The 25,113-nt window shown below is 42.2% G+C and carries 21 protein-coding genes; 16 read left to right on the top strand and 5 right to left on the bottom strand.

Features of this window, described 5'->3' with window-relative positions:
* Positions 1-12: 12 nt before the first annotated feature.
* Positions 13-2,055 (bottom strand): methionine--tRNA ligase, encoded by a 2,043-nt coding sequence (gene metG / locus K5R16_RS18290; RefSeq protein WP_220739300.1) that lies wholly within the window; start codon positions 2,053-2,055, stop codon positions 13-15.
* A gap of 160 nt (positions 2,056-2,215) precedes the next feature.
* Between metG and apbC the strand changes: the two genes are divergently transcribed.
* From apbC to K5R16_RS18250, 8 genes are all read left to right on the top strand, one after another.
* A complete protein-coding gene (gene apbC, locus K5R16_RS18285; protein WP_220739298.1) occupies positions 2,216-3,331 on the top strand; it encodes an iron-sulfur cluster carrier protein ApbC in 1,116 nt (371 codons plus the stop codon).
* Between the two features lie 11 nt (positions 3,332-3,342).
* Positions 3,343-3,981: a uridine kinase gene (gene udk, locus K5R16_RS18280; protein WP_220739296.1), complete on the top strand. Its 639-nt coding sequence runs from the start codon at positions 3,343-3,345 to the stop codon at positions 3,979-3,981.
* Positions 3,982-4,112: 131 nt separating this feature from the next.
* Positions 4,113-4,931: an aminodeoxychorismate lyase gene (gene pabC, locus K5R16_RS18275; RefSeq protein ID WP_220739293.1), complete on the top strand. Its 819-nt coding sequence runs from the start codon at positions 4,113-4,115 to the stop codon at positions 4,929-4,931.
* Positions 4,928-5,938, top strand: coding sequence for an endolytic transglycosylase MltG (gene mltG, locus K5R16_RS18270; RefSeq protein ID WP_220739292.1), 1,011 nt, complete (start codon positions 4,928-4,930; stop codon positions 5,936-5,938). Before pabC ends, mltG begins: the two co-directional genes overlap by 4 nt.
* On the top strand, positions 5,935-6,579 hold the full coding sequence (tmk, locus tag K5R16_RS18265; protein WP_220739290.1) for a dTMP kinase: 645 nt from the start codon (positions 5,935-5,937) through the stop codon (positions 6,577-6,579). The genes mltG and tmk overlap by 4 nt, the downstream gene beginning before the upstream one ends.
* Before the next feature lies 1 nt (position 6,580).
* Positions 6,581-7,498 carry a DNA polymerase III subunit delta' gene (holB, locus tag K5R16_RS18260; protein WP_220739288.1) on the top strand — a complete coding sequence of 306 codons (918 nt, stop codon included), beginning with the start codon at positions 6,581-6,583 and terminating at the stop codon, positions 7,496-7,498.
* Positions 7,499-7,504: 6 nt separating this feature from the next.
* A complete protein-coding gene (locus tag K5R16_RS18255) occupies positions 7,505-7,831 on the top strand; it encodes a PilZ domain-containing protein (protein WP_220739286.1) in 327 nt (108 codons plus the stop codon).
* A gap of 41 nt (positions 7,832-7,872) precedes the next feature.
* Positions 7,873-8,661, top strand: coding sequence for a TatD family hydrolase (locus K5R16_RS18250; RefSeq protein ID WP_220739284.1), 789 nt, complete (start codon positions 7,873-7,875; stop codon positions 8,659-8,661).
* A gap of 256 nt (positions 8,662-8,917) precedes the next feature.
* On the opposite strand, the gene rsmF is transcribed toward K5R16_RS18250, so the two are convergent.
* Positions 8,918-10,342, bottom strand: a complete 1,425-nt coding sequence (gene rsmF / locus K5R16_RS18245) for a 16S rRNA (cytosine(1407)-C(5))-methyltransferase RsmF (protein ID WP_220739282.1) — start codon at positions 10,340-10,342, stop codon at positions 8,918-8,920.
* Positions 10,343-10,454: 112 nt separating this feature from the next.
* Between rsmF and K5R16_RS18240 the strand changes: the two genes are divergently transcribed.
* Positions 10,455-11,681, top strand: a complete 1,227-nt coding sequence (locus tag K5R16_RS18240; protein WP_220739281.1) for a nucleoside recognition domain-containing protein — start codon at positions 10,455-10,457, stop codon at positions 11,679-11,681.
* Between the two features lie 207 nt (positions 11,682-11,888).
* Here K5R16_RS18240 and K5R16_RS18235 read toward each other — a convergent pair whose 3' ends face one another.
* From K5R16_RS18235 to K5R16_RS18225, 3 genes are read right to left on the bottom strand one after another with little or no spacing between them, the layout of a single operon-like run.
* A complete protein-coding gene (locus tag K5R16_RS18235) occupies positions 11,889-14,516 on the bottom strand; it encodes a PqiB family protein (protein ID WP_220739279.1) in 2,628 nt (875 codons plus the stop codon).
* On the bottom strand, positions 14,494-15,138 hold the full coding sequence (locus tag K5R16_RS18230; protein WP_220739277.1) for a paraquat-inducible protein A: 645 nt from the start codon (positions 15,136-15,138) through the stop codon (positions 14,494-14,496). The genes K5R16_RS18235 and K5R16_RS18230 overlap by 23 nt, the downstream gene beginning before the upstream one ends.
* On the bottom strand, positions 15,128-15,754 hold the full coding sequence (locus K5R16_RS18225; protein WP_220739275.1) for a paraquat-inducible protein A: 627 nt from the start codon (positions 15,752-15,754) through the stop codon (positions 15,128-15,130). The genes K5R16_RS18230 and K5R16_RS18225 overlap by 11 nt, the downstream gene beginning before the upstream one ends.
* A gap of 196 nt (positions 15,755-15,950) precedes the next feature.
* Here K5R16_RS18225 and K5R16_RS18220 point away from each other — a divergent pair, with 196 nt between their 5' ends.
* From K5R16_RS18220 to K5R16_RS18190, 7 genes are all read left to right on the top strand, one after another.
* Positions 15,951-16,232, top strand: coding sequence for a YebG family protein (locus tag K5R16_RS18220; RefSeq protein WP_220739273.1), 282 nt, complete (start codon positions 15,951-15,953; stop codon positions 16,230-16,232).
* A 94-nt stretch (positions 16,233-16,326) separates the two neighbouring features.
* Positions 16,327-16,785 (top strand): GAF domain-containing protein, encoded by a 459-nt coding sequence (locus tag K5R16_RS18215; RefSeq protein ID WP_220739271.1) that lies wholly within the window; start codon positions 16,327-16,329, stop codon positions 16,783-16,785.
* A 286-nt stretch (positions 16,786-17,071) separates the two neighbouring features.
* A complete protein-coding gene (gene proQ / locus K5R16_RS18210) occupies positions 17,072-17,710 on the top strand; it encodes an RNA chaperone ProQ (RefSeq protein ID WP_220739270.1) in 639 nt (212 codons plus the stop codon).
* Between the two features lie 34 nt (positions 17,711-17,744).
* Positions 17,745-19,790: a carboxy terminal-processing peptidase gene (gene prc, locus K5R16_RS18205; protein ID WP_220739268.1), complete on the top strand. Its 2,046-nt coding sequence runs from the start codon at positions 17,745-17,747 to the stop codon at positions 19,788-19,790.
* 74 nt (positions 19,791-19,864) lie between these two features.
* Positions 19,865-22,426, top strand: a complete 2,562-nt coding sequence (gene pepN / locus K5R16_RS18200; RefSeq protein ID WP_220739266.1) for an aminopeptidase N — start codon at positions 19,865-19,867, stop codon at positions 22,424-22,426.
* Between the two features lie 85 nt (positions 22,427-22,511).
* Positions 22,512-22,742, top strand: coding sequence for a DUF2835 domain-containing protein (locus K5R16_RS18195; RefSeq protein ID WP_220739264.1), 231 nt, complete (start codon positions 22,512-22,514; stop codon positions 22,740-22,742).
* A gap of 318 nt (positions 22,743-23,060) precedes the next feature.
* On the top strand, positions 23,061-25,109 hold the full coding sequence (locus tag K5R16_RS18190; protein WP_220739262.1) for a DUF1302 domain-containing protein: 2,049 nt from the start codon (positions 23,061-23,063) through the stop codon (positions 25,107-25,109).
* Positions 25,110-25,113 lie beyond the last annotated feature (4 nt).

The raw sequence follows: 25,113 nt of genomic DNA, 5'->3' as shown, positions 1-25,113 counted from the left end.
AGAGCGTGACCGTTACATCACGCGCATGCCTGGTTTTGCACCGGCATGAGGCTCTAAAATCCAGATATCTTTTCCACCAGGGCCCGCGGCTAGTACCATTCCCTCAGATTCACCAAACTTCATCTTACGTGGAGCTAAGTTTGCCACCATCACGGTGTGCTTGCCAATCAAGTCTTCTGGCGCGTAGGCAGACTTTATGCCTGCGAAAACTTGTTTGGTTTCGCCGCCTAAATCTAGCTCTAAACGCAGTAGCTTGTTGGCTTTCTCAATATGCTCAGCTTTAGCAATAAGTGCTATTCGTAGATCGACTTTGGCAAAATCATCAAAGCTAATTTCGGCTGCTAACGGCTCTTTCTCAAGTTCCGTTTGCACCACTTCAGCTTTTGGAACTTCTGCTGTGGCAACTTGAAGATTCTCAGTTGAAGCTTCAATAATTGCCTCAATGCTCTTCATCTCAATACGCTGCATAAGTGCTTTAAATTTAGCGATTTCATGACCCGCTAAATCGGCATTGATGTTGTCCCAAGTCAGTTCCATCTTAAGGAAAGCTTCAACATCTGCTGCAAGCTTAGGTAAGACTGGTTTTAGGTATGTCACTAAGATACGGAAGAGGTTAAGTGCATTACTACAAACTTGATGGGCTTCTTCTTGCTTAGCCTCGTCTTTAATTAGCTGCCAAGGCGCGGCGTCGGCAACATAAGCGTTAGCCACATCGGCTAGCGCCATGATTTCACGCATTGCTTTACCATACTCACGAGTTTCGTATAGGTTAGCAATCGTTTCCTGTTTGGCGACGAAGCTGTCAGTTAAGCTGCTATCGGCAATTTTTGCCAACTTGCCGTCAAAGCGTTTGCTGATGAAGCCTGCAGTACGAGAAGCAAGGTTAACCAATTTACCGACAAGATCTGAGTTAACGCGTTGAGCAAAGTCTTCTAGGTTTAGATCTAAGTCATCAATTCTACTGCTTAGTTTAGCCGCGTAGTAATAACGTAAGTATTCAGGGTCTAAGTTATCAAGGTAAGTACGAGCTTTGATAAACGTTCCTTTAGACTTCGACATCTTGGCACCGTTTACGGTGACGTAACCATGGGCATAAACACTGGTTGGCTTACGAAGGCCTGCACCTTCTAGCATTGCTGGCCAGAATAAGCTGTGGAAGTAAACAATGTCTTTACCGATGAAGTGATACACTTCAGCAGTCGAGTCCTTACTCCAAAAATCATCGAAGTTTAAGTCATCGCGCTTATCACATAGGTTTTTAAAAGAGCCCATGTAACCGATTGGTGCATCTAACCATACATAGAAAAATTTGCCTGGAGCATCTGGGATCTCAAAGCCAAAGTAAGGCGCATCACGAGAGATATCCCACTGTTGCAAACCTTGTTCAAACCACTCACTAAGCTTATTGGCCATCTCTTGCTGTAATGAACCTGAGTTGATCCACTCTTGCAACATACCTTCAAAAGCAGGTAGATCGAAAAAGAAGTGCTCAGTATCTTTCATTACTGGTGTCGCGCCAGATACGGCAGAATATGGGTTTAATAGGTCTGTAGTGCTATAGGTTGCGCCGCAGTTGTCGCAGTTATCACCATATTGATCTTCACTCTTACATTTCGGGCAGGTGCCTTTAACGAAACGATCAGGGAGGAACATCGATTTTTCAGGATCGAACAGCTGCGAAATTGTCTTGGTTTTGATGTAGCCTGAATCACGCAACTTGAGGTAGATTTCACTTGCAAGCTCACGGTTTTCTTCGCTGTGAGTGCTATGGAAATTGTCAAATTGAATATTGAAGTCGGCAAAATCTTTTTCATGCTCTTTTTGTACTTGAGCAATCATCTCTTCTGGCGCAATGCCCATCTGCTGTGCTTTAAGCATAATAGGGGTGCCATGAGCATCATCGGCGCAGATATAGTGACATTCGTGTCCTCGTAACTTTTGGAAACGTGACCAAATATCGGTTTGAATATACTCCAGCATGTGGCCTAAATGAATTGGACCATTGGCATATGGAAGTGCACTAGTGACTAAGATTTTACGTTGTGAATTTGACATCTTTTCTCGAAATCGCTGGGAACCTAAATAGAATGGAATAGATACTAACCGATCCAATGCATAGTTTCATCAAATCCTAGCGTAACTGTGGTAAATCTAGACTAATGTTTGCTTTAATTTCTGGTACAATTGCGCAAATCATATTTAGGGGGTCTCCATTTTGTCTTCAACTCATCCAAACTATCATCTCAGTGATGATCTTCTCAGTTCTGTTTTAGCCATTCTTGATACGTTCCAAGATCCATATTTAAACAAAAGCTTTTTAAGCGCTGGCATGGTAACTAAGCTTGCAATTGAAGGTAAGCGCCTGCAACTCGGCTTGTGTTATTCATACCCTTGTCAAACGCAGTATCAAGACATTGTTATGGCTGTAACTAAAGAGCTTGCAGTACTGGATGCCATTGATGAAGTTGAATGTGAAATTGATTTTCAACCTGAGACTGTTTCGGCCATTAGTGCGGTAGAGCCACTGCCGAATATTAGACAGATCATTGCAGTTGCTTCAGGCAAAGGCGGTGTGGGTAAGTCAACCACTGCGGTAAACCTTGCATTAGCACTGGCTGCTGAAGGTGCGCGTGTCGGTATTTTAGATGCTGATATTTACGGCCCGTCAATTCCAATGATGTTAGGTGTAGAAGATTTTAAACCGGTTTCGCCTGACGGTAAGATAATGACCGCCGCAGATGCACATGGTATTGCAGCGCAGTCAATTGGCTTTATGTTAGATGGTGACCAAGCCGCTGTATGGCGTGGCCCAATGGCTGCCGGTGCTTTGGTACAATTGCTTACTGAAACCGAGTGGCCAGAGCTTGATTACATGGTAATTGATATGCCACCGGGAACAGGTGATATTCAACTAACCTTATCGCAAAAAGTGCCTGTTAGTGGTGCTGTTATTGTGACAACCCCGCAAGATATCGCGCTTGCTGATGCTAAAAAAGGTGTCAGCATGTTCCAGAAAGTTAACATCCCAGTATTGGGGATTGTCGAAAACATGAGTTTCCACCTGTGCCCCGAGTGCGGTCATAAAGATCATCCATTCGGTGCTGATGGCGGAGAGAAAATGGCAACCCGTTACAATGTTCCTTTATTAGGGCAGCTACCGCTACAGTTGAATATCCGCGAAGACGTTGATAAGGGTACGCCAACTGTTATTGCTGATAGTGAATGCCAAGTTTCTAATATTTATCGTGAAATAGCTAGAAAAGTGGGCGCTCAACTTGCGTTATGTCAAGCGCAATCTAAAGTATCTATAAGCATATCTGACGACGAGTAAGGTTTTAAAAAATGAATTCAAAACAATGTGTTGTAATCGCCATTGCGGGTGCGTCAGCGTCAGGTAAAAGCCTTATTGCTAAAACGATTTATGAAGAGCTATGTCGTGATCTTGGTACTGACCAAATCGGTGTAATTGCAGAAGATGCCTACTATCGAGACCAAGGTCACTTGTCGATGGATGAGCGAGTGCTAACCAATTACGATCATCCAAAAGCGTTAGACCATGAGCTTTTGTGTAAACATCTTCAAGCACTTAAAGATGGTAATCCGGTTGATATTCCCGTTTACAGTTACACCGAACATACTCGTACTGAAGAAAAAGTAAACTTGACCCCGAAGAAAGTCATTATTCTTGAGGGGATTTTATTACTGACCGATCCCGCTCTGCGCGATCAAATGGATGCGAGTGTGTTTATGGATACACCACTTGATATCTGCTTCATGCGAAGATTATCTCGCGATGTGGCTGAGCGTGGCAGAACAATGGAATCTGTGATGTCTCAGTATACTGAAACGGTGCGTCCAATGTTTTTACAGTTCATTGAACCGTCTAAACAGTATGCGGATATTATTGTTCCGCGTGGTGGTAAGAACCGTATCGCGACCGATATTCTTAAAGCGCGTATACAGCACCTGTTAGCAAAGTAATTTAGCGATGGTCACTATGTGTTTAACAGCTGTAGAGCAGTATGTTGAAAACGACTCTATATCCAGGATGCATAGTGCCATGTCAAAAATTCAGCGAGTCGCCATACAGGTAAAATTAGTTAGGATAGCTAATGTCGACAATTTGGGTTAATGGACAACCTGATGCCACGATTAACCCTCTTGATAGGGGGTTAGCCTACGGTGATGGTCTATTTGCAACGATGCGAGTAAACAAAAGTGAGATTCAATTCGTTGAATCTCACTTTTTGCGGTTAACTCAAGGCGCAAAACGTTTGGGGTTTGACTGGCAGCCGTCACAGAGCCTTCGTGCGCGATTGTTAGAATGCGCTCAACAAAATCCCCAGTCGTGTCTTAAAGTGTTGTTATCTCGTGGTGTGGGTGGACGAGGTTATACGCCACCCAATACCAATCAATCTATTAATGAAGTTGTATCGGTTCATCCGTTTCCAGACGTTTATCAAGGCTGGCAAAGCCAAGGGATTAGCTTACAAACTTCAGATATATTATTGGCAAGCCAGCCTCGTTTAGCCGGCATTAAACATTGTAATCGATTGGAGCAGGTGCTGATAAAATCGGAGTCACTTGCTGATGGGTATGATGACTGGTTAGTACTCGATAGTAAGCGCAATATAATCGAATCATCGATGGCTAATCTGTTTTTTGAAACTGAGGTCGGCATAGTGACCCCAAAACTTGCTTATGCCGGTGTTGCTGGCATGATGAGAGAGCAGGTTATCTATCAACTACTGGCGATGAACTTTACTGTTTCAATCACTGAGTTGAACCTGAGTAATCTGTGTAACGTTAAACATGCATTTATGACCAACAGTTTACTTGGCGTTGTCGATATTAATTTAATCGATCAGCATATTTTGCAAAAAGCACCTTTTACATCCCTATTAAGAGAGCGACTTAATCTGACATTATGAAGAAATTTTTAATTGGTTTTTTAGCGACGGGGTTTACGCTACTTACAATTGCTGCGCTTGGGGGATACAGGGGCTATCAAACGTTAACTCAGTTTGCCCAATCACCGCTAAAGATTGACGCAACCCAGGAGTTAGAGATCCAAAGAGGGACCTCTTTTAGCCAGTTTAGTCAGCTTCTTCGGCAGCAAAGCCTCATTGAAGATGATGGTTGGAAGCTAAAATGGTTAGTACGATTAAATCCTGAGTTAGCACAGATAAAGTCTGGACTATATGATGTTGAGCCTGAGGATACAGTGACGAGCTTACTGCTGAAAATTGTCTCTGGGCGAGAGAAATCTTTTGCACTTACCTTACTAGAAGGGCAAACAGTCAAAGAGTGGCAACAGCTGCTACTCGAGCAACCCAAGCTTAAGTTCGATGAAGGACTGTTTGCGCAAATTTTGCTTAATAATGGCGATGATTCAGGATTAGTTGAAGGTAAGTTTTTTCCAGATACCTATCATTACAGAGCGAATAATTCAGCCGAGGCATTATTGCAAGAAAGTTATCGAAAAATGCAAGTTGAACTGGAAAATGCTTGGAATAACCGTCAAGAAGGGCTGCCTTTAGAATCCGCATATGAGTTACTGATCCTTGCATCGATAATCGAAAAGGAGACCGGTAAAGCAAGCGAACGCCCTTGGATTGCGGCTGTATTTATTAATCGACTAAATAAAGGTATGCGTTTACAAACAGATCCTACTGTTATTTACGGTATGGGTGAACGCTATGAAGGCAATATTACCCGCAAAGATTTAAGAGAAAAAACAGCATTTAATACATACCGAATTAATGGCTTACCACCTACGCCCATCGCGGCGCCGAGTCTTGCTGCTATTCAAGCCGCAGCAAATCCAGCGGATGTGGATTATTTTTATTTTGTCTCTCGAAATGATGGCAGCCATGTATTTTCAAGAACATTGCAAGAGCATAATCGAGCAGTAAACAAATATCAGAGAAATCGATGACTATAGAATCAACCACGGTTAGAAACGCAAAATTCGTTGTTATAGAGGGCTTAGAAGGAGCGGGTAAATCGAGCGCCATTGCATTAGTTCGCGATTTTATTGAAAAGCATACGGGGCAAGCGCCCGTATGTACCCGTGAACCTGGTGGAACACCACTCGCGGAGCAGATGCGTGACTTGGTTAAGATTGCCAATAAATCAGATCCATTATGTGATGAAGCTGAATGTTTAATTTTCTATGCAGCTAGAGCGCAATTGGTCGCCAATGTGATAAAGCCATCACTTGCTGAAGGCAAATGGGTTTTAGGTGATAGACATAATTTATCTTCGCTCGCTTATCAAGGCGGAGGGCGTGGGCTAATGCCGCTAGTTTCGTCAATTAGTGAAGCGACGCTAAAAGGTTTTAAACCTGATTTGACTCTTTATCTCGACATTGACCCAAAGCTAGGTTTAGCGCGGGCGGCCAATCGTGGTGAGTTAGATCGCATTGAGCAACAAGAGTTAGCATTTTTTAATCGCACCCGGGCGACATTTTTGTCATACGCAGATAATGATGATTCAATCATGATTATCGATGCTAGCCAAAGTATGGCTGCTGTGCACAAAGATATTATTGCTGTATTACAAGATCAGGCTTGGTAGCATGCATCATTTACCTTGGCTACAAAGTGCTAGCGAGACATATTTTACGCAGTTGAAGCGTCAACAAGTCGCACATGCTTATCTTATCGGTTTAGATGCAGGTTATGGTGGTGAGATACTCGCACTTGGACTGGCTAAAGCGTCACTATGTAGCCAAGTTGGGCAAGCTGGAGCGTGCGGTTTTTGCAAACCGTGTCAGCTTGTGGAGGCAAATAGTCATCCAGATTTTTATCAAATAGAGGCTGATGGTGCGCAAATTAAAGTCGACCAGATTAGAGCCTTATGTCAAAAGCTGACGACGACTGCCCAGCAGGGTGGTCGACGCGTAGCGGTGATATTAAATTGCGAGCGGCTCAATCAAGCTTCAGCGAATGCGTTACTCAAAACACTGGAAGAGCCCGGTAAAGAAACGATATTATTGCTGCAAGCTAACTCGCCTAGTCGACTGATGGCAACGATAAGCAGTCGCTGCCAGCGAGTGCAGGTGAACCTTCCCTCAAGAGCTGAAGTAAAGAGTTGGCTCAACGAAGAATTGAAAACATCTACTGATTATAGCTGGAGCTTACCAGTCGTTGGCGGACCGCTAGCCATTGTGTCGGCTATTGAAACTGGTCGCTATCAAAGCCTTTTAGCGTTTAGAAAAGGCTGGATTGAAAGTTTGTTGTCAAAGCAGCTCTGTGCTAGTTTACAAAATGTAAACGAAAAGCAAGTTTCTGACGCTATTAAAGTTTTATACCTAGTACTGCATCGAAAATTGGTTACAGATAGCACTATTGAGCCGTTAAAACGCTCTGCTATTGTCGCATTTTCCGCTAAAATCATGCAGCAAGAAACACGGCTTTCTGTCATGCCAACAATTAACGTACTGGGCTTATTTGAAAGTATGGTGCTGGAATACACTCAATTAATGGAATGCTAATCCTCTATGACAAATCTTGTTGTTAATTTTGATACTTTGCACCAGCTTTATCGGGCTTATATGCCTTTTATTAAGCCAGCGGGGTTATTTATTGGCAGTACTGATGGCTTTGTTTTAGGGCAATCATTGTCAGTGGTTTATCGTTTGCCTGGCACGACTGAAAAGATGCAGTTTGAGGGCTCAGTTGTTTGGATAAACCCTCTCGGTGCTCCTGGTGGCCGTCCTGCAGGCATAGGGGTTAAAATTGTTTCTGAACCTGATATGCATAAACACCATATTGAACAGTTATTGTCACACGAACTTTCCTCTTCAGATTTGACCTGCACTATGTAGCTCGGTAGACTTGCTCTCCTTTTTGCTTGTTGGACGCACCTGTGCTTATCGATTCACATTGCCATTTAGATCGTCTTAAAACGGCCCCAGATCAAGACTCACTAAAAAATATCATTAGTGCCGCAAAAGCACGTGATATTGCTTACTTTCTTTGCGTGAATGTTAGGCAGCAAGGCTTTGTTGAAATGAAGCAGAAAATGGCTTCATTCGAAGAGGTTTTTCTATCTGCCGGAGTACATCCACTAGATGTCCAAGATGGCCTTAATGTTGAAGAAATAGAAAAATTTGCCCGTGACGAAAAAGTGGTGGCTATTGGTGAAACAGGGCTTGATTATTTTTATGCCAATGAGACAAAAGCGTTACAGCAATCTTGTTTTGAACAGCAAATCGATTTGGCTGTTAAAGTTAAAAAGCCTTTAATAATTCATACCCGTGATGCTCGCGAAGATACGCTTAACTTTTTAAAGCGTGGCAATGCCGACACCGTCGGTGGCGTATTGCACTGTTTTACAGAAAGCTGGGAAATGGCAAAAGCAGCAATAGATATGGGTTTTTACATTTCAGTTTCAGGCATTGTGACGTTTAAGAATGCTGGCGAACTGCGTAGCGTGATTAGAAAGGTCCCAAAAGATAGATTGCTGGTTGAAACCGACTCGCCTTATTTAGCACCTGTTCCCCATCGTGGTAAAGAAAACCAGCCAGCATTTGTTCGTGATGTCGCCGAGTTTGTTGCTGAGCTTCGAGGTGAAAAATACCCTGATGTGGCTGAGTATACCACTGAAAACTTCTTCAACTTGTTCAAAGACGCTGCACGCCTTGCCGGTAGATAATGCTTATTTCTCCGTTATAGCTTTGGAAGTTGTAACCTAGTAAAAAACAGGCAAAAAAAGACCCAAAACTATTCCAATTGTTCTGGGTCTAGGGGAATGGCTCTCAAGGAGCCGTGCGCTACTGGTGTTAACCATTTAAGGTTAAAATCTGCTAATTGCTTAATCTCTGTTCAAACTCGTGTTATAGAGTGTAGTAGAGCATTCCCATTTAGGCCTAATTTTTTTTAATTACGTCCGGTCTATATGTAACTAAAGATTACGGCTGACTGTAGCGCGCAATTTTATCTTTAACTAAGTCTCTGGGAAGATTGTTTTTTAACTTATTACCAAGGTGCTTAACGACTCCCAAAGATACTCCCGCATAACTGACAATGGTTTCACCTTGAGGCTTCACTTTTTCATTTAAGGTAATATCTCTGCCCATTAAAAATACTTGCGCTTCATCATCGGTGAGCTCGATAGTATCCGGTGACGCTAACGCCAATACCGCTTCATGCTTGACTTTAAAACCTTTTTTAAGCACATCAGCTAATTTCATTCCAATACGTTGAAAACGCATTTTACCGATGAGTTTATGGAAGGCTTCAGGGAAAAGCCAAACTTCTGCGTCTCGAACGTAGATATCATTTTCACTTGGTAACACGATATCGAATGATGTTTTTAGGTATTCTGCTATTTCTGCAATTTTTTTGGCAGACGCCTTTTCAAATGGAAAATTCTTTTGTTTTCTCGGTTCAGGTAGTGTGCGCTCTATTGAAGTGACTTTCTTTATTTTGGCAACAAAGAAGCCTTCACTGTCATATATTTGTGGCCACACGTGTAAAAAGCCCTCTTCGGTACAGGACTTATCTGCGCCAGGAAATAGTGAAGACAGATTAATAAACTCAACAGCGTCGGGGTAGCGTTGCTTTAAATAGTCACAAACATTTTGGTTTTCTTGTCGACTTAATGCACACGTTGAGTAAACCAGTTCACCGCCAGTTTTCAATGATTGAAAAGCAGAGTCAATGAGTGCTTTTTGGGTATCAACAATTCCCTTTACATCATTATTGTCCCAATTCTTTAATGCATCAGGATCTTTTCTTATGGTGCCTTCACCGCTACAAGGAGCGTCGAGCAATATCGAGTCAAATATTTCAAACATATACTCGCCAAATACACGAGCATCAAAGTGCGTTAACGCGCAGTTTGCTACGCCCATGCGGGCGATATTCGCATGCAGCACTTTGACTCGACTTGCGGAGTACTCATTTGCTACAAGTAAGCCTTTATTCCCCATTAAAGCGGCAATTTGTGTCGTTTTAGAACCGGGGGCTGACGCCATGTCTAACACATATTGTTTCGCATCACTTTGCTCCGCTGAGAGGAGTGTCGTTGGCGGTAACATTGAGCTGGCTTCTTGGATATAAAACAGCCCTTGTAGATGTTCTATGGTGTTACCGAGCTGGACTTCTTGATCCAATTCAATCCAGAAACCATTTTCACACCAAGGAATGGGATCGAAGTGCCAACCTTTAGGCGCCATTAGCTTGATAAAATCATTGCGTGAAATCTTTAGTGTATTTACCCGTATAGAGGGGCGAAGCGGCTTACTGCTGAAGCAGATAAAATCTTCCATGGAGAGGTGAGAAGGAAGATCTTGTGCGATGCTATTGATAAAATTTTGATTAAAATGAGCCATATGCCGAAGGTAATGCGATAAAGTAGTCTGATTATATACTGAAATATATATATAGTGGGAGCACATGTATGGAAGAGTGTTGCGTTGCACCCGATCAGGAGAGGGATAGTGAGTGTTGAATAAGATTTGGTTTAGTTTTTTTGCCGTTGCATTGGCTGCCATCTTTATACAACTGCTAAGTGGCAACTTTGGCGTACTGAGCGAAAGTGTAGCCGCCATTTTTTCCAGTGCTCAATTAGCTGCAGAGATAGCGTTAGGCCTAATTGGGGTACTTTGTTTGTGGATGGGTCTTATGCGAGTCGGCGAAAAGGCAGGAGTCGTTGCCTTCTTTTCTCGTGCTTTTGAGCCGTTGTTATCACGTTTGATGCCTGAGGTGCCAAGAGGGCACCCTGCCTACGGCAGCGTTACCATGAACCTAACTGCTAATATGCTAGGTTTAGACAATGCTGCCACTCCGTTAGGCTTAAAGGCGATGCAAGACCTTCAGACTTTAAACCCTGTTAAGCACACTGCGACCAATGCACAAATTCTGTTTTTGGTACTCAATACTTCCTCAATCACGTTGGTGCCAGTAACGGTATTTCTTTATCGTGCACAGCAAGGAGCCGCAGCGCCAGCTGATATATTTCTACCTATCTTATTAGCCACATCAGCATCGACGTTAGCGGGCGTGCTGGCCGTTGCTATTGTGCAGCGTTTATCAATTTTAAATACAGTGGTGATCGCCTATGCCGCCGGGATTTTGGCCACGTTAACGGCTTTGATGTTTTACTTATCGACTCTTACCGTTACTGCAATCGGCGAGATGAGTACTGCAATGGGTAATGGTATTCTACTGTTACTCATTTTCAGCTTTGTACTGGTTGCGGGTCAGCGTAAAATTGCTGTATATGATGAGTTTATTGAAGGAGCGAAAGAGGGCTTTGCCCAATCCATAAAGCTCATACCTTATTTACTTGCTATGTTATTAGCGATAGCGTTACTGCGTGCTTCAGGTGCACTGGATTATCTATTAAATACATTGGCAGGGCTTGTCGTATTTGCAGGCGGCGACACACGCTTCGTTGATGCCATGCCTACAGCTATTATGAAACCATTTAGTGGCTCTGGCGCAAGAGCGATGATGCTTGAGACTATGCAGCACTATGGCGTAGATTCTTTTGCTGGTCGCCTTGCCGCAATATTGCAAGGCAGTACCGAAACGACGTTTTACGTGCTGGCGGTATATTTTGGTGCCGTTGGAATACGTAACGGTAGACATGCTCTCGCTTGCGGTTTATTTGCTGATCTAGCAGGTATAGTGGCAGCGATATTGGTGTGTTATCAGTTTTATGGTTAATAGCAATCAGTATAAAGATTTATTGTCCAACGAGCGCGTAGCCGATCATAGCAAATACCATTATTAGCTCATTGGTTTTGAATTCGCACGCCTGAAAACACTCTGAGTAGATCAACTTCTTATACTGATTGGTATAACACTTTTCTTGATAAAAAAAGGCGATAACTTAAGTAAGTTATCGCCATTTTCGCATTATCCGGTTGCAAGTTAGTCGGTTGCTGATTGTTTAGGTGCCCACTCTAACCAGAGGGGATCTACAGCGGAGCTAAGTGAAAAGCGATGTTGCGGCTCAATCATGTTGTCTGCTGCAGTGATGTCTTTGGTGGCAAGGCCAATTCCACCTGCAAGAATGGTCTCAAGTGAACCTGTTTCAATTTGAGCACCAGAAAATAGACCAACGTCAACTTTAACGCCCGAAAGATCCCAAACTACACTTGTGCTATTAATTAGATGTTTATACTCGCTTTCAATGTGAGCCGTCATCTCTACACCTGTACCATCTGCGATCAACTGGTAACTATCGACCTGACCGACTTTGATGCCGCGAAAGAAGATTGCAGTCCCTTTATTGATAGAACCTAAGTTATTATTAGTGATAATAAAAGTAAGAGCGTTATCCACATTATAAAATGGCTTGTTGACCAGGCCTGTGAAGCTATTTGCTGTTTGTGTGCTAACACCGGGCACGACTGAAATATAGGGACCAGTGATCAGAGTCTCTGGGGCTTCAATTCCAGCCAGTGAAACTTGTGCGTCAACAATTGAAAAGCTAGCATCTCGCTGATTGAAGTTCATGGCGTAATCACCATATAGGTAAGCCGAAACATTCAACTTGGTCAGATCTTTACTCAGTACAACGGACTCGACTTCACCCACTTTATGACCTAAATAGCGGATAGGCGCTTTCTTAGCTAATTTTACGCTAGCAGGGAAGGTCATAGTTATCGCCGTTGATTGGCTTAACGCAAGGAATTTAGAATCATATAGCTGATTTTCTCGTCCTTGTGCTGGTTGCTCAAGCAGTCCTAAAGTGATCCCACCTTTAATCGCTCCTTGTAGTGGCGACATTTCTACTTCAATTCCACTTAAACTAGCGTTGATTGCCAACGCGCTATTGCGCCAAAAAACCGTTTTGTCGGTTAACAGCGACGCAAATGTTTTTTGGATACTGATATCAATTAGAAAGTCGTTATTCTTTCGCTGCCAATCTACCTTGTTAACCTGGCCAATCTGCATTTTTTTATAGTAAATCGGTGAGCCATCAACCACATCTGCGGCATCATTACTGAAAAGTTGTCGAGATATTAGTTGCGAGTTCTTAAAGTAGTTATCTGCTTCGTTACTGCTGGCAAATACTTTTAGTTCCGCACCGTTAGCTAACTGCTGGTTGCTAGATCCTTTTACTAAACTCAATGTGCCATTGGTAAAAGTACTGAGATCGCGAGCCTTTACCGCAACACCATCTAAGTTGGCTTCTATTGAAAGCACGGACTCGGCGATAAAATAGCTGCCCTTGGTCAGTAAGGTACTGAAATCCGAATCGACTTCGATATTATATTCTACTTTAGTCAGTGCTTTATTTAACTTGCTGGACAGCACCGTGCCTATTTTAATCTGTTTGAAACGTAACTCTGCGCCGGCTGAAATGCCCGGATTAGTAGCAGAGTCTAAAGTTAACGCAAGCTTGTTACTATTTTCCGGCTCGGGTTGAGTGGTTAACAAGGGATATTGCTGTAGTGGCGCGCCAGAACCCGCGATAAAGTTAATCACACTACCAGTAAGTAGTCGCTCTGGATGATTGATGCCACTTAGAGAGATATCGGCGCCTTCTAACCAAAATGATGAGCTCCCGGCTAACAATTCGGCATATTTACTATCGATTTTTGCCTCTAAAGATATACCTTTATCAGTTAGCGTTTTATTGGTAACCCGGCCTATATTAATGCCACGAAACACAATTGCGGTGTTGTTTGCAACTGATTCAGTACCGTTAGCGGTCAATGTAAACTTGATACCACCGAAGGCTTGTTTCTCGCTATCATATAAGGCAAATTCGTGTCTGTTTTCTGCCGTGGCAGACTCATCATTTGAGCTAAAGCTAATGCCACCTGCTAGAATCGAAGCTAAGCTTTCGCTACGAACTTCAATGCTGGCAAGAGAAGCGTCAATACTAATACCAGACACATTCCAAAACTGTGAATCTACTTTGACTAAGTTTGCATATTGCTGCTGAATAAAGGCAGTAACTATAATCTTATTACTGCTATCTAAACGGTAACCAACAACCTGTCCCACGGGGATCTGTCGATAGAATAGCGGAGAACCGACATCTAAAGAACCTAACTTTTCTGAGGTAATGTTAACGATTAGACCTTCGTTACCCGGTGTAATAACAGGTGCGCTGATCTCTGCTTCAAAAAAGGAAGCTGATTCTCCTTCACCTGGCAAAATTCCGATGTAATTACCGGAAAATAAGGTGTCTAAACCTTCAACGCCAGTAATTGAAGCCTTAGGTTTAACAAGCCAAAACTTGGTCGCTTTGTTGAGAAATGGTGAGGAGCGGTAATCCATTAAAACATCAACATTAACGCCCTGAAGATCATCATCGATACTGATATCAACCACTTTACCCACGGTAAGACCTTGATATTTTACCAAGGTTTTCCCAATATCCATCCCTGTGGCATTTGGAAAGTGTATTCTGACCTCTACGCCAGACTCGCGGATGCTCTTTACTCCTAACCAAGCTCCTAGCGCCAATGCGATAATCGGGAGTAACCAAATAGGAGAGAAGAGTTTTTTCTTTACTACTTTAGGTGTTTGTACTTGAGTCATTTTTAGTTTCCAATCTGTCCCAGAGTAAGCGTGTATCAATCACTTTTGCTGCCAGTTGTGTTAGCAGAATAACTAAGGCGAATGCAGTGGCTGCAGGTGCTGGTTTTGCATCTAAAAGTTGTCCCATATTGACCACGGCAACGGTGAGTGAAATGACAAATAGATCTAACATCGACCATCTACCAATCCACTCGATAATATGAAAGCCCATCATTAGTTTTTTCTTAGATATCGGTAACTTAAAGCTAATTGCTGTTAAATATATAGTTAAACCGACAATTTTAAGCACCGGCACCAATATACTTGCTGTAAACAGAATAATAGCGATAGGGATCATGTCTGTTTTAACCAGATGCGCAATCCCAGAAAAAATAGTGTCTTGAGTGACTTGCCCTTGATTCGTTAGGGTCGTTATCGGGTATAGATTGGCAGGTATCAGTAAAATAGCTGCTGTTATCAATAACGCCCAACTCTTTTGCAGGCTATCGTAATCTCTTACTTTCAATTTAGCATCGCAGCGGCTACAGCATGCGGAATTTGCGCAGGTGACTTTATTGCAGGTTGGGCAGCAAGTTAGCCCTATCTCTTTGCCTAATGTGCAGCTTGTTTGATTATCGTTCAAGAAAACTCCACATATGCTCTAAGTCATACTCTCTTAAAAGAAATAAATGCATAACAAACAGCATTGTAAAGCAGAAAGTACCAAAACCGAAAGAAACAGTAGCAAAATCTGCAAGGTTAAAAGCAGCAACCAAAAAGCTGATGACATAGATTTCGAGCATCGTTAGCTGTGTCAGTAAACCTTGTAACTTTAGTGCCTGTTTTAATACTGACCTTAATAAAGGGGATTGCAATCCAAATTTTATGATAAGGATCTGCACCAGTATAGAAGAAAGTAAGATGCCAGGCGCGATGACCGCAGCCGTCATTACCGCTATCGCAACAACCCAATATCCTTGCTGATAGACAGCTGCAGCGCCTTCGAAAACGGTTGTAGTACGCATACTGCCTAAAAATTCTAGCTCAAGCACTGGAAATAAATTAGCGGGAAAAAAGAAAATAATTGCAGTAATGCATAACGCCAACATGCCATTAACTGAACAATAAGGTGTGTCGTATAACTGTGTATGGCATCGCGGGCAAATAGCCCTTACGCCTGTTGGCAGGGCACGTTTTCTGATGACCAAATCACAAGACGGACATAAAGTCACACTATTGTCTAGCGTATCCGATGACATAGGAAATAAAGCCTCAAATAAAACGTTAAGGAATAAAGCAAACATATTGCTATAAACGTGAACTCAAATAATCGTATGCATTTGATTATTACAGAGTCCTTATCGCTATAAGCGTATCAGATTTTCAAGAAAACTTGCATAAGAACTTCAATATGTGAGACTCTTTACTGTATATAAAAACAGTGCGAGATTGATTATGGCCGTTGTAACCAAATTTGTCGTAGTTAGAGAAGGGGTTGAAAAGATGACTTTCACATCGAAAAAGGAGGCTGATGCCTACGATAAGATGCTTGATATCGCTGACAACTTAATTCCTTTTTTGACTAACTCTGAACTAGAGTTGGAAGATAATGATATTGAAAAGCTTGGGTTTTTCTTAGCGCAGCATAAAGATGAACTACAATCTTTGCTTAAAGGCGCTGCGATTGCCAATAAAGCCCCAGCAAAGAAAGTATCGAAAAAGACTAATTTAGACTAAAAAAAACCGAGTATCAGTCTTCTAAATACGTTGTTTATTGATAAGATGCTGCAAATATATTTAGATTTATCGATGATTTAGTTAGGGGATGTATATGACCGCGTCATTTTATGACACGTTGAACCGTCAAGTTATCGCTTTATTGAGCGGTGAAGATGACCAAATAGCGGCCTTAGCCAATTTTTCTGCGCTGTTAAATGATAATTTGACTGATCTTAATTGGGTGGGCTTTTACCTATTAAAGAACGAGCAACTTGTTTTAGGTCCGTTCCAAGGGAAAGTTGCTTGTACTCGGATACCGATAGGAAAAGGCGTTTGTGGAACTGCTGTTGAAAAAAACCAAACACAACGCATAGCCGATGTACATCAGTTTGTGGGACACATAGCGTGTGATTCAGCGAGCGTTTCTGAGTTGGTTGTTCCGCTTAGACACAATGGTGATGTTATCGGAGTACTGGATATTGATAGCCCATCGTTATCAAGATTTGATGAAATCGATCAACAAGGCGTAGAAACTTTGGTTAAAAGTCTCGAAAATTGCCTATTTGGTTAATCTACGACCAATTTTTGCTAATTGATGGTCGCAATCATCTCATGCATCCCTATAATAAGCGGTTTGAGCAATGAAATCTCAAATCGTCATTATTCGGTAAAGCGAATCAATAGCGTTTATGATAGGTTGTTGCTAAGGTAGGTTTGATTTTGCCGCTAAAAAACATAGGTTAATCATTATTAATTTGTTCTTTAGGTCATAATCAGACAAATATAAACGACACTTAAATCGATGAGAGATAGAAACTCTTTTGGTGGTGTCCCTTTTTTAAACTGTGGAAGTAAAGATGGAATCAACAGAAAAGTTGACCGATACCAACGCTATTCTTGCGTACTTATATGAAACATTTCCTTTATGCTTTATTGCTGAAGGTGAAACGAAGCCATTAAAAATCGGATTGTTTCAAGATTTAGCGGAAAGGTTAGCTGATGATTCTAAAGTCAGTAAGACTCAACTAAGAATCGCTTTAAGAAGATACACAAGCAGCTGGCGTTACCTTAAGTGTGTTAAAGCCGGTACGCACCGTATCGATTTAGATGGTAATTCTTGTGGTGAGCTAGAACAAGAGCACGTTGACCATGCTCAAGCTACACTTAAAGAAAGTCAGGAAAAAGCGAAAGCAAAAAGAATAGCTAAGGCAGGCAAAACGTCAGCACCTTCAGCTAATGCTAAGAAACCCGTTAAAAAACCGGTTGCTAGAAGACCGAAAGCGGCGCCGAGCGCAAAACCTGTTAAAGAAAAAGTAGCAGAAGTAGTTTTAACGCCTGCGGTATTGGCTGAGTTGAAGAAAAATCAACGCGTAAACGTCAAACTAGGTAAGGCGCCAGTAGCTGGTGTTATTTTGGACATCAAAAAAGAAGATGTTCAAGTTCAGCTAGATTCTGGTTTAACGATTAAAGTTAAAGCTGAATACATACTGCTGTAATGGTTTAAAAAGCATGTAAAGGAGTAACTTGTTGATGCGGAAAATGTCTCTGGCTGTATCTATCGCCAGTATTTTTGTAGGATTCTCGGCGTGGGCTGTTAGCCCTACTATTCAATTCAGCGAGTTACCTGCTTTAAAGCAGGAACCCCAACATAAAGTGGCGAGTAAACGCGTCACTGGTTTGTTTACCCGTTCTCATTACCATCGTTTTGAAATGGACGATGCGTTTTCAAAGCAAGTGTTCGAACGATACCTGAAACAATTGGATTATCGTAAGAATGTGCTACTGCAGTCTGATGTTGACAGTTTTATGGCATATTCCACTCAATTTGACGATATGTTGAAAAGTGGCGATCTGCAACAAGCATACTCAATGTTCGAAGTGATCCAAAAACGTCGCTACGAGCGATTCGCCTATGCACTCTCTTTACTTGACCAAGAGATGAAGTTTGATGTGGCTGGTGATGCTTATGAATTTGACCGTAAGGACGCGGCTTGGCCTAAAACTGAAGCTGAATTAAATGAACTTTGGCGTCAACGTGTAAAGTACGATGCGTTAAACTTAACGTTGACTGGTAAAAAGTGGGACGAAATCGTCACTATTTTATCCAAGCGTTACAACAATTCTATCAAGCGCCTAAGTCAAACTCACAGCGAAGACGTGTTTCAAGGCGTTATGAACGCATTTGCACGAACTGTCGAGCCGCATACCAGCTATTTATCACCACGAAATGCAGAGCGTTTCCAGATGGAGATGAATTTAAGCCTTGAGGGTATTGGTGCGGTACTTCAAGTTGATGACGATTACACCGTGATTAAAAGCTTAGTTGCTGGCGGTCCTGCAGCGACCAGTGAGAAGCTGTCGCCTGAAGACAGAATTGTTGGCGTTGGCCAAGAAGGCGAAAAAGTTGTTGATGTTATCGGTTGGCGCTTAGACGATGTTGTCGAGCTAATTAAAGGTCCTAAAGGCAGTAAAGTAGTCTTAGAGATCTTACCTAATAAAGGTGGTTCCAGTGCTAAGCCTTTTGAGTTAACTATCGTTCGAGACAAAATCCGTCTAGAAGATCGTGCTGCTACCTCTAAGGTCGTTGAACCGACTGAAGGACCATACGCTAACCGTAAGGTCGGTGTTATTCAAATCCCAGGTTTCTATATGAACCTTTCAAAAGATGTTTCTAAAGAGCTTGCTGAGCTTAAAGAAGCAAAAGTTGAAGGTATCATTATCGATTTGCGTGGCAATGGCGGCGGTGCGCTTACTGAAGCGACATTGCTTACTGGATTGTTCATTGAGCAAGGCCCCGTAGTACAAATTCGTGATGCTAATGGTCGAGTTTCTCAAAATAGAGACAACGATGGACGAGTCACCTATGACGGTCCATTGACTGTTATGGTTGATCGCTATAGTGCTTCTGCATCAGAGATTTTTGCCGCAGCACTGCAAGATTATGATCGTGCTCTGATTGTTGGTGAATCGACGTTTGGTAAAGGCACAGTACAACAGCATAAGAGCCTTGGTCGTATATACGATATGTACGAGAAACCTATTGGCCATGTACAGTACACTATTGCTAAATTTTATCGTATTAATGGTGGCAGTACTCAGCTAAAGGGTGTAACACCAGATATACCGTTCCCGAGTGCCCTTGAACCAGGTGAGTACGGCGAAGCCGAAGAAGAGAACGCTCTGCCATGGGATAAAGTGCCTGTAGCTCAGTACGGTACGTTAAGCGAGATTTATCCGCAGCTGATTCAAAACCTTGATGGTAAGCATCAACAGCGAATTAAGACAGATGTTGAATTCGGCTATATCTTCCAAGATATAGAAGAGTTTAAAGCTAATCATAACGACAAAACGGTATCGTTAGTTGAAAGTGAACGTCTTGCAGAGCGTGATGAGAACGATAAGAAGCAACTCGATCGCGAAAATGAAAGGCGTGTTCGTGAAGGCCTTGAAGTGGTTAAGTCATTAGACGATATCGAAGATGATAACGCTGATAAAACTGATGCATTTCTCGATGAAACGGCGTACATCACTCTCGATTTAGTGGATATAGAGAAAGTGGCTAAGAACCAAAATTAGCCTCTCATTGCAGATTATAAAACGCGCTTTTAGCGCGTTTTTTTTAACTTAAAAATGGAATTGGTAGGACTACGATGACACAACCACAAGCTAAGTATCTAAAAGATTATCAAGCACCACTCTTTCAAATCACACACCTAGATTTGAATATCTCTTTAGCGGGTGAAAATTCTGTAATTCAAGCGACGAGTTCAATCGAAAGAGTGGGTGAACACCTACAGCCATTACGACTAGATGGCGAAGATATTAAGTTGAAGTCAGTTAAAATAAATGGTGTTGAGAGCGGATATAAAGAGCAAAGTGGTCAGCTGATTATTGATACTGATGAGCAAAGCTTCGAGTTGGAAATAGTCTCAGTCGTCGATCCAGAGTCAAACACTAGCCTAGAAGGCTTGTATATGTCTGACGGGGCTTACTGTACACAGTGTGAAGCTGAAGGGTTTAGGCGTATTACCTATTTCCTTGATAGACCAGACGTACTTGCTATCTATACCGTGCGTATAGAAGCAAACAAAACCGCATTCCCATTTTTGTTAAGTAACGGCAATCTGGTTGAAAGTGGTGATTTGGAAGGTGGCTTACATTTCGTAAAATGGCATGATCCATTTCCAAAGCCTGCATATCTTTTTGCATTAGTCGCAGGCGATTTTGACCTATTAGAAGATGAGTATATAACCCGCAGCGATAGAGCCGTTAAGCTGCAGGTTTTTGTCGATAAGGGCAATCTTCATAAAGCTCACCATGCAATTGCATCGTTAAAGAAATCAATGCAATGGGATGAAACTCGTTTTAATCTTGAATACGACCTCGATATTTATATGATTGTAGCCGTTGATTTCTTCAATATGGGGGCGATGGAAAATAAGGGGCTGAATGTATTTAACACCAAGTATGTGTTGGCCGATAAAGCTTCTGCTACCGATGATGATTACCATGGTATCGAGTCAGTAGTTGGTCATGAGTATTTTCATAATTGGACCGGTAATCGAGTAACTTGCCGAGATTGGTTCCAATTGAGTTTAAAAGAGGGGTTAACCGTTTTCAGAGACCAAGAGTTTAGCTCTGATGTAGGCTCTCGAGCTGTTAACCGTATCCACGCAATTAAGGTGATGAAAAACCAACAGTTTGCTGAAGATTCTGGGCCTATGGCTCATCCTATACGTCCCGAATCAGTAATAGAAATGAATAACTTCTATACCGTTACTGTGTATAACAAAGGGGCTGAAGTGATTCGAATGATGCATACCTTGTTAGGGGAAGAAAAGTTCCAAGCAGGGATGGCGTTATACTTTAAAAGGCATGATGGCCAAGCTGTGACTTGCGATGATTTCGTTGCGGCAATGGAAGATGCCAGCCAAGTTGATTTAGCGCAGTTCCGTCGCTGGTATAGCCAAGCCGGTACTCCTCAAGTGACCGCTAGCGAGTCTTTTGATGATTCAACGAATAGCTATTGCTTAACATTGTCTCAAGAAACACCTGATACTCCTGGTCAATCGAACAAATTGCCACAGCATATTCCATTTGATATTGAGCTAATAGATAGCGAGGGTAACAGTCTCGTCAATCAGGTATTGGATTTTAAACAGCAAACCCAGGAATTTGTTTTTAAAAATATTAACACCAAACCGGTCGCTTCTTTATTGCAAGACTTCTCTGCGCCGGTAAAATTGGATTTTGATTATTCAATTGAGCAGTTATTGCATTTAATGCGTTTCGCTAATAGTGAAGTGGCCAAGTGGGAGGCCTCTGTATCCTTGTTTAGCCAATCAATCTGGCAGTGCGTTGATAATTTGCAAAATGGCAAAGCTATGCATATCGATAGTCGGCTTGTTGATGGCTTCAAAGGTGTGCTTTTATCTGAATCGTTAAATGAAGCACTAATGGCTGAAATTCTTAACCTGACGAGTGCAAGCTCGCTGATAGAGCAAACAGATAGTATCGACTTAGATAGTCTTGCTATAGCGCGTCAGTTTGCCGTCAATGAAATTGCACAAGGTTGTGAAGATGAACTGTTAGCAAAAGTAAGACAGTTACAGAACATCGATAGTGCCGATGCCCGTGCGCTTAAAAATATCTGCCTAAATTTATTGCTTAAGGTTGATGACAGTTACCGCTATATTGCAGAGCAACAGTTTGAAACTGCCGATAACATGACTGATACTTTAGGGGCCCTAACCGCGCTGAATAGTGACAACTCAAGTGAGCGTACAGCATTAATGGCTGCATATGAATCTCGCTGGGTAGAGACGCCATTAGCAATGGATAAGTGGTTTAGTTTACATGCTACATTTGCTAATGAGGGCTGTATTGAGCAACTTGAAAAGCTGTTGCAACATGATGGTTTTTCCATGTCTAACCCAAACCGAGTGCGCTCTTTGATAGGCGTTTTTGCAGCAGGTAATACCTTTGAGTTTCATCGTAAAGATGCAAAAGGCTATAACTTTCTGACTAAAGCGATTATCGAGCTCAATACGGTAAACCCGCAGGTTGCGGCCAGGATTATTACACCGCTCATTCAATTCAAAAAGTTTGATTTAGAAAGGCAAGCGCTGATGCGTCAGTCTTTAGAGAATATTTTGGCAATAGATGAATTGTCCAAAGACCTCTATGAGAAGGTGACTAAAGCGCTATCTTAATTCAGTCGTAAAAAGTAAAGTCTCAGCTTATTCAGGGCAATAGCCCTGTTTAAGCAGGCATTTAATAAATATTCGAGAAATCCACGTGCAACAATCAAATCAAGTATTCCTGTTCCCTCTTAATATTAGCTATGAAGATTTTCTACCTTACTACCGTGGTCAAGTCACTAAAGTGGAGGTTGTCGATTCAACCGGAAGAACTCTGTGGATAAGCGCGAGACATTTTAGACCATTTTTCACTCGTTCAGGCATAAAAGCATACTTCAAAATGGTGGTAGATGCTCAAGGAAATTTGATCCAACTCAATAGGGTTTAGAGTAATTACTTAAAACGGTCGATTACTTTAAACGCAGTGCTTTAGCTATCTGTTAATTTAGATAAGGTATTGTTATTAAATAATATATATTAGCTAAATGCTTGTCTCGTTATATTATCTAAATCTGATTTAAATACACTCCTCAAACCACCTTGCTAAATCCTTGTAAAATAGCGAAATCTTTTAAAGATTTTCTATATTTCATCCTTGCTCACTACGTATAAATGCTGTAACAATGGTGTTACCTGTAAGCTAACAGTATGTTGGTTATCAATTCCTATAACAAAAGAATCCAGCAGGTTACGGAGAGAAGCTAAAATGAAAAAGGTTAAGAACGGCTTTAATAAGTCGACGCTCGCTTTGGGGATAGTCGCGGCGCTCGGTTTTGGCATGTCAACAAGTGCCAATGCAGTCTCATTCAATTGGGGCGAAGTAGAAGGAACATTCGATTCAACCTGGACTGCTGGTGCGAGTTGGCGAGTAGAAGGGCGAGATTGGGAAAATCAAATTGGTAAGGTGAATCAGCCTCAATTTGACTGGTCAGGTTATTCTGCATTTGGAAATACCAAATACAGTTCAGCAGAAATTTGGGCTCAGCCTGGTTCCTACTCAAGTAACGGTGATTTAAGTAACTTACTTTATTCGCAAGGCGATACGACTTCTGAAATATTTAAAGGTTTGCACGAATTATCTTTAAAATATCAGAACTTTGGTGTGTTTGCCCGTGCTATGTACTTTTACGATCGTAAGCTAAACGATGGCAGTTATGACTTTAATGACCCTCTTACGGGCAAAGAGTTTGACCCATGTGAAGATAGCAAGGCATCGGAAGTTCAATGTAAAGATATTCGATTACTAGATGCATTCGTCTATGCTGACTTTGATTTTAATGATGGCGCAAACCCTCTATCTGTTCGCGTTGGTAATCAAGTGGTTTCATGGGGTGAGAGTACCCTTATTGCCCACGGTATAAGCTCTATTAATGCCGTTGATTTGAATATCTTGAATGCACCAGGTGCAGAACTAAAAGAAGCGTTCCGTCCGCAAGGCATGGTTTGGGCATCTTTTGGGATTACTGACGACCTGTCTGTAGAAGGTTTCTACCAATACGATTGGCAGCCAGTTTGGGTTCCAACGCCAGGCTCTATATTTTCTACCAATGATTTTGCCGGTTACGGTGGTTACAATCAGAATGCACAGTTAGGTTTTAACGCTAACCCAGATATGAATCTAGATTTCCTACTTTCTGAATACAACGCATTAGTTGGGATGGTTGGTTCTGGTCAAGTAGATGGTGCAACATTAGCGCAACTAGCACTCGCTTATCCAACAAAAGCCACGTTAGTGGAAGATGATGCATCAGCAAGTGATGACGGCCAATGGGGTGTGAAAGTTGGTTATTACGCGCCGCAACTTGGTGAAACTGAGTTTGGCTTGTACTACATGAACTATCATAGCCGTCGTCCTTTAATTAGTGGTACTACTGCAAACTTTACTCAAGAAGCGATTGGTCGAGATCTACAACGCCTAGGTGGTAAAGCACAGTCTGGCGAAGCGATGACTCGAGAGGACCTGTTAGCATTAGAGACTTTCTCTAAGGCGCAAATTGTTTATCCTGAAGATATTCAGTTAATGGGCTTTAGCTTCAATACCCTTGTAGGTGATACTTCGGTTGCTGGTGAAATTGCTCACCGCTTGGATGAGCCTCTACAGATTGATGATGTTGAACTGCTATTTGCCGCCATGCCACAGCAATTGGCAAATGCCGGCCTTCGCCCCGATCTCGATGGTATTTCACAAGTTGAAAACTATGGTCCTGGTGAATATGCCGAAGGGTTCATTCGTCTAGATACCACACAAGCTCAAACAACGTTCACTCATCTATTTGGTCCAACATTGGGCACCGATAACCTGACGATGTTGGCTGAGATTGGTGGTGTTTGGATCCATGATATGCCAAGTTTTGACGAGCTTCGTCTAAACGGTCCTGGCACTGCACGTTCAGGTGGTAATCCTGATATGCCTGGTATTATCGAGGCATTGCATAATGGCCCAGAAACCAACCCATTCCCAACTGATTTTGCTTGGGGTTATCGTCTAGTTGCTAAAGCGGACTATAACAACGTATGGGGTGGGGTGAATGTTGCACCACGAGTTATTTTCTCACATGATGTTGACGGTATTACGCCGGATCCAATGTTCCTATTTACTGAAGGTAAGAAATCCGTCGCCTTGGGCGTTGCTTTTGATTACCAAAGCAAATGGGGCGCTGACATCTCTTACAACACGTTCTTTGGTGGAGTAGGGACAACAAATGCTATGGCTGATCGAGATTATGTGTCGTTCAACATTAAGTACTCAATCTAAATCA

It is taken from the genome of Shewanella sp. c952 (assembly GCF_019654975.1).
In the GTDB taxonomy this organism is placed as follows: Bacteria; Pseudomonadota; Gammaproteobacteria; order Enterobacterales; family Shewanellaceae; genus Shewanella.
This window is presented reverse-complemented; position numbering and strand designations above follow the sequence as displayed.

Excerpts from the sequence above, each read along its gene's own strand:
- metG (WP_220739300.1), bottom strand. The coding sequence starts at position 2,055 with ATGTCAAATTCACAACGTAAAATCTTAGTCACTAGTGCACTTCCATAT.
- udk (WP_220739296.1), top strand. The coding sequence starts at position 3,343 with ATGAATTCAAAACAATGTGTTGTAATCGCCATTGCGGGTGCGTCAGCG.
- pabC (WP_220739293.1), top strand. The coding sequence starts at position 4,113 with ATGTCGACAATTTGGGTTAATGGACAACCTGATGCCACGATTAACCCT.
- mltG (WP_220739292.1), top strand. The coding sequence starts at position 4,928 with ATGAAGAAATTTTTAATTGGTTTTTTAGCGACGGGGTTTACGCTACTT.
- tmk (WP_220739290.1), top strand. The coding sequence starts at position 5,935 with ATGACTATAGAATCAACCACGGTTAGAAACGCAAAATTCGTTGTTATA.
- holB (WP_220739288.1), top strand. The coding sequence starts at position 6,581 with ATGCATCATTTACCTTGGCTACAAAGTGCTAGCGAGACATATTTTACG.
- K5R16_RS18255 (WP_220739286.1), top strand. The coding sequence starts at position 7,505 with ATGACAAATCTTGTTGTTAATTTTGATACTTTGCACCAGCTTTATCGG.
- rsmF (WP_220739282.1), bottom strand. The coding sequence starts at position 10,342 with ATGGCTCATTTTAATCAAAATTTTATCAATAGCATCGCACAAGATCTT.
- K5R16_RS18235 (WP_220739279.1), bottom strand. The coding sequence starts at position 14,516 with ATGACTCAAGTACAAACACCTAAAGTAGTAAAGAAAAAACTCTTCTCT.
- K5R16_RS18225 (WP_220739275.1), bottom strand. The coding sequence starts at position 15,754 with ATGTCATCGGATACGCTAGACAATAGTGTGACTTTATGTCCGTCTTGT.
- K5R16_RS18220 (WP_220739273.1), top strand. The coding sequence starts at position 15,951 with ATGGCCGTTGTAACCAAATTTGTCGTAGTTAGAGAAGGGGTTGAAAAG.
- K5R16_RS18215 (WP_220739271.1), top strand. The coding sequence starts at position 16,327 with ATGACCGCGTCATTTTATGACACGTTGAACCGTCAAGTTATCGCTTTA.
- proQ (WP_220739270.1), top strand. The coding sequence starts at position 17,072 with ATGGAATCAACAGAAAAGTTGACCGATACCAACGCTATTCTTGCGTAC.
- prc (WP_220739268.1), top strand. The coding sequence starts at position 17,745 with ATGCGGAAAATGTCTCTGGCTGTATCTATCGCCAGTATTTTTGTAGGA.
- pepN (WP_220739266.1), top strand. The coding sequence starts at position 19,865 with ATGACACAACCACAAGCTAAGTATCTAAAAGATTATCAAGCACCACTC.
- K5R16_RS18190 (WP_220739262.1), top strand. The coding sequence starts at position 23,061 with ATGAAAAAGGTTAAGAACGGCTTTAATAAGTCGACGCTCGCTTTGGGG.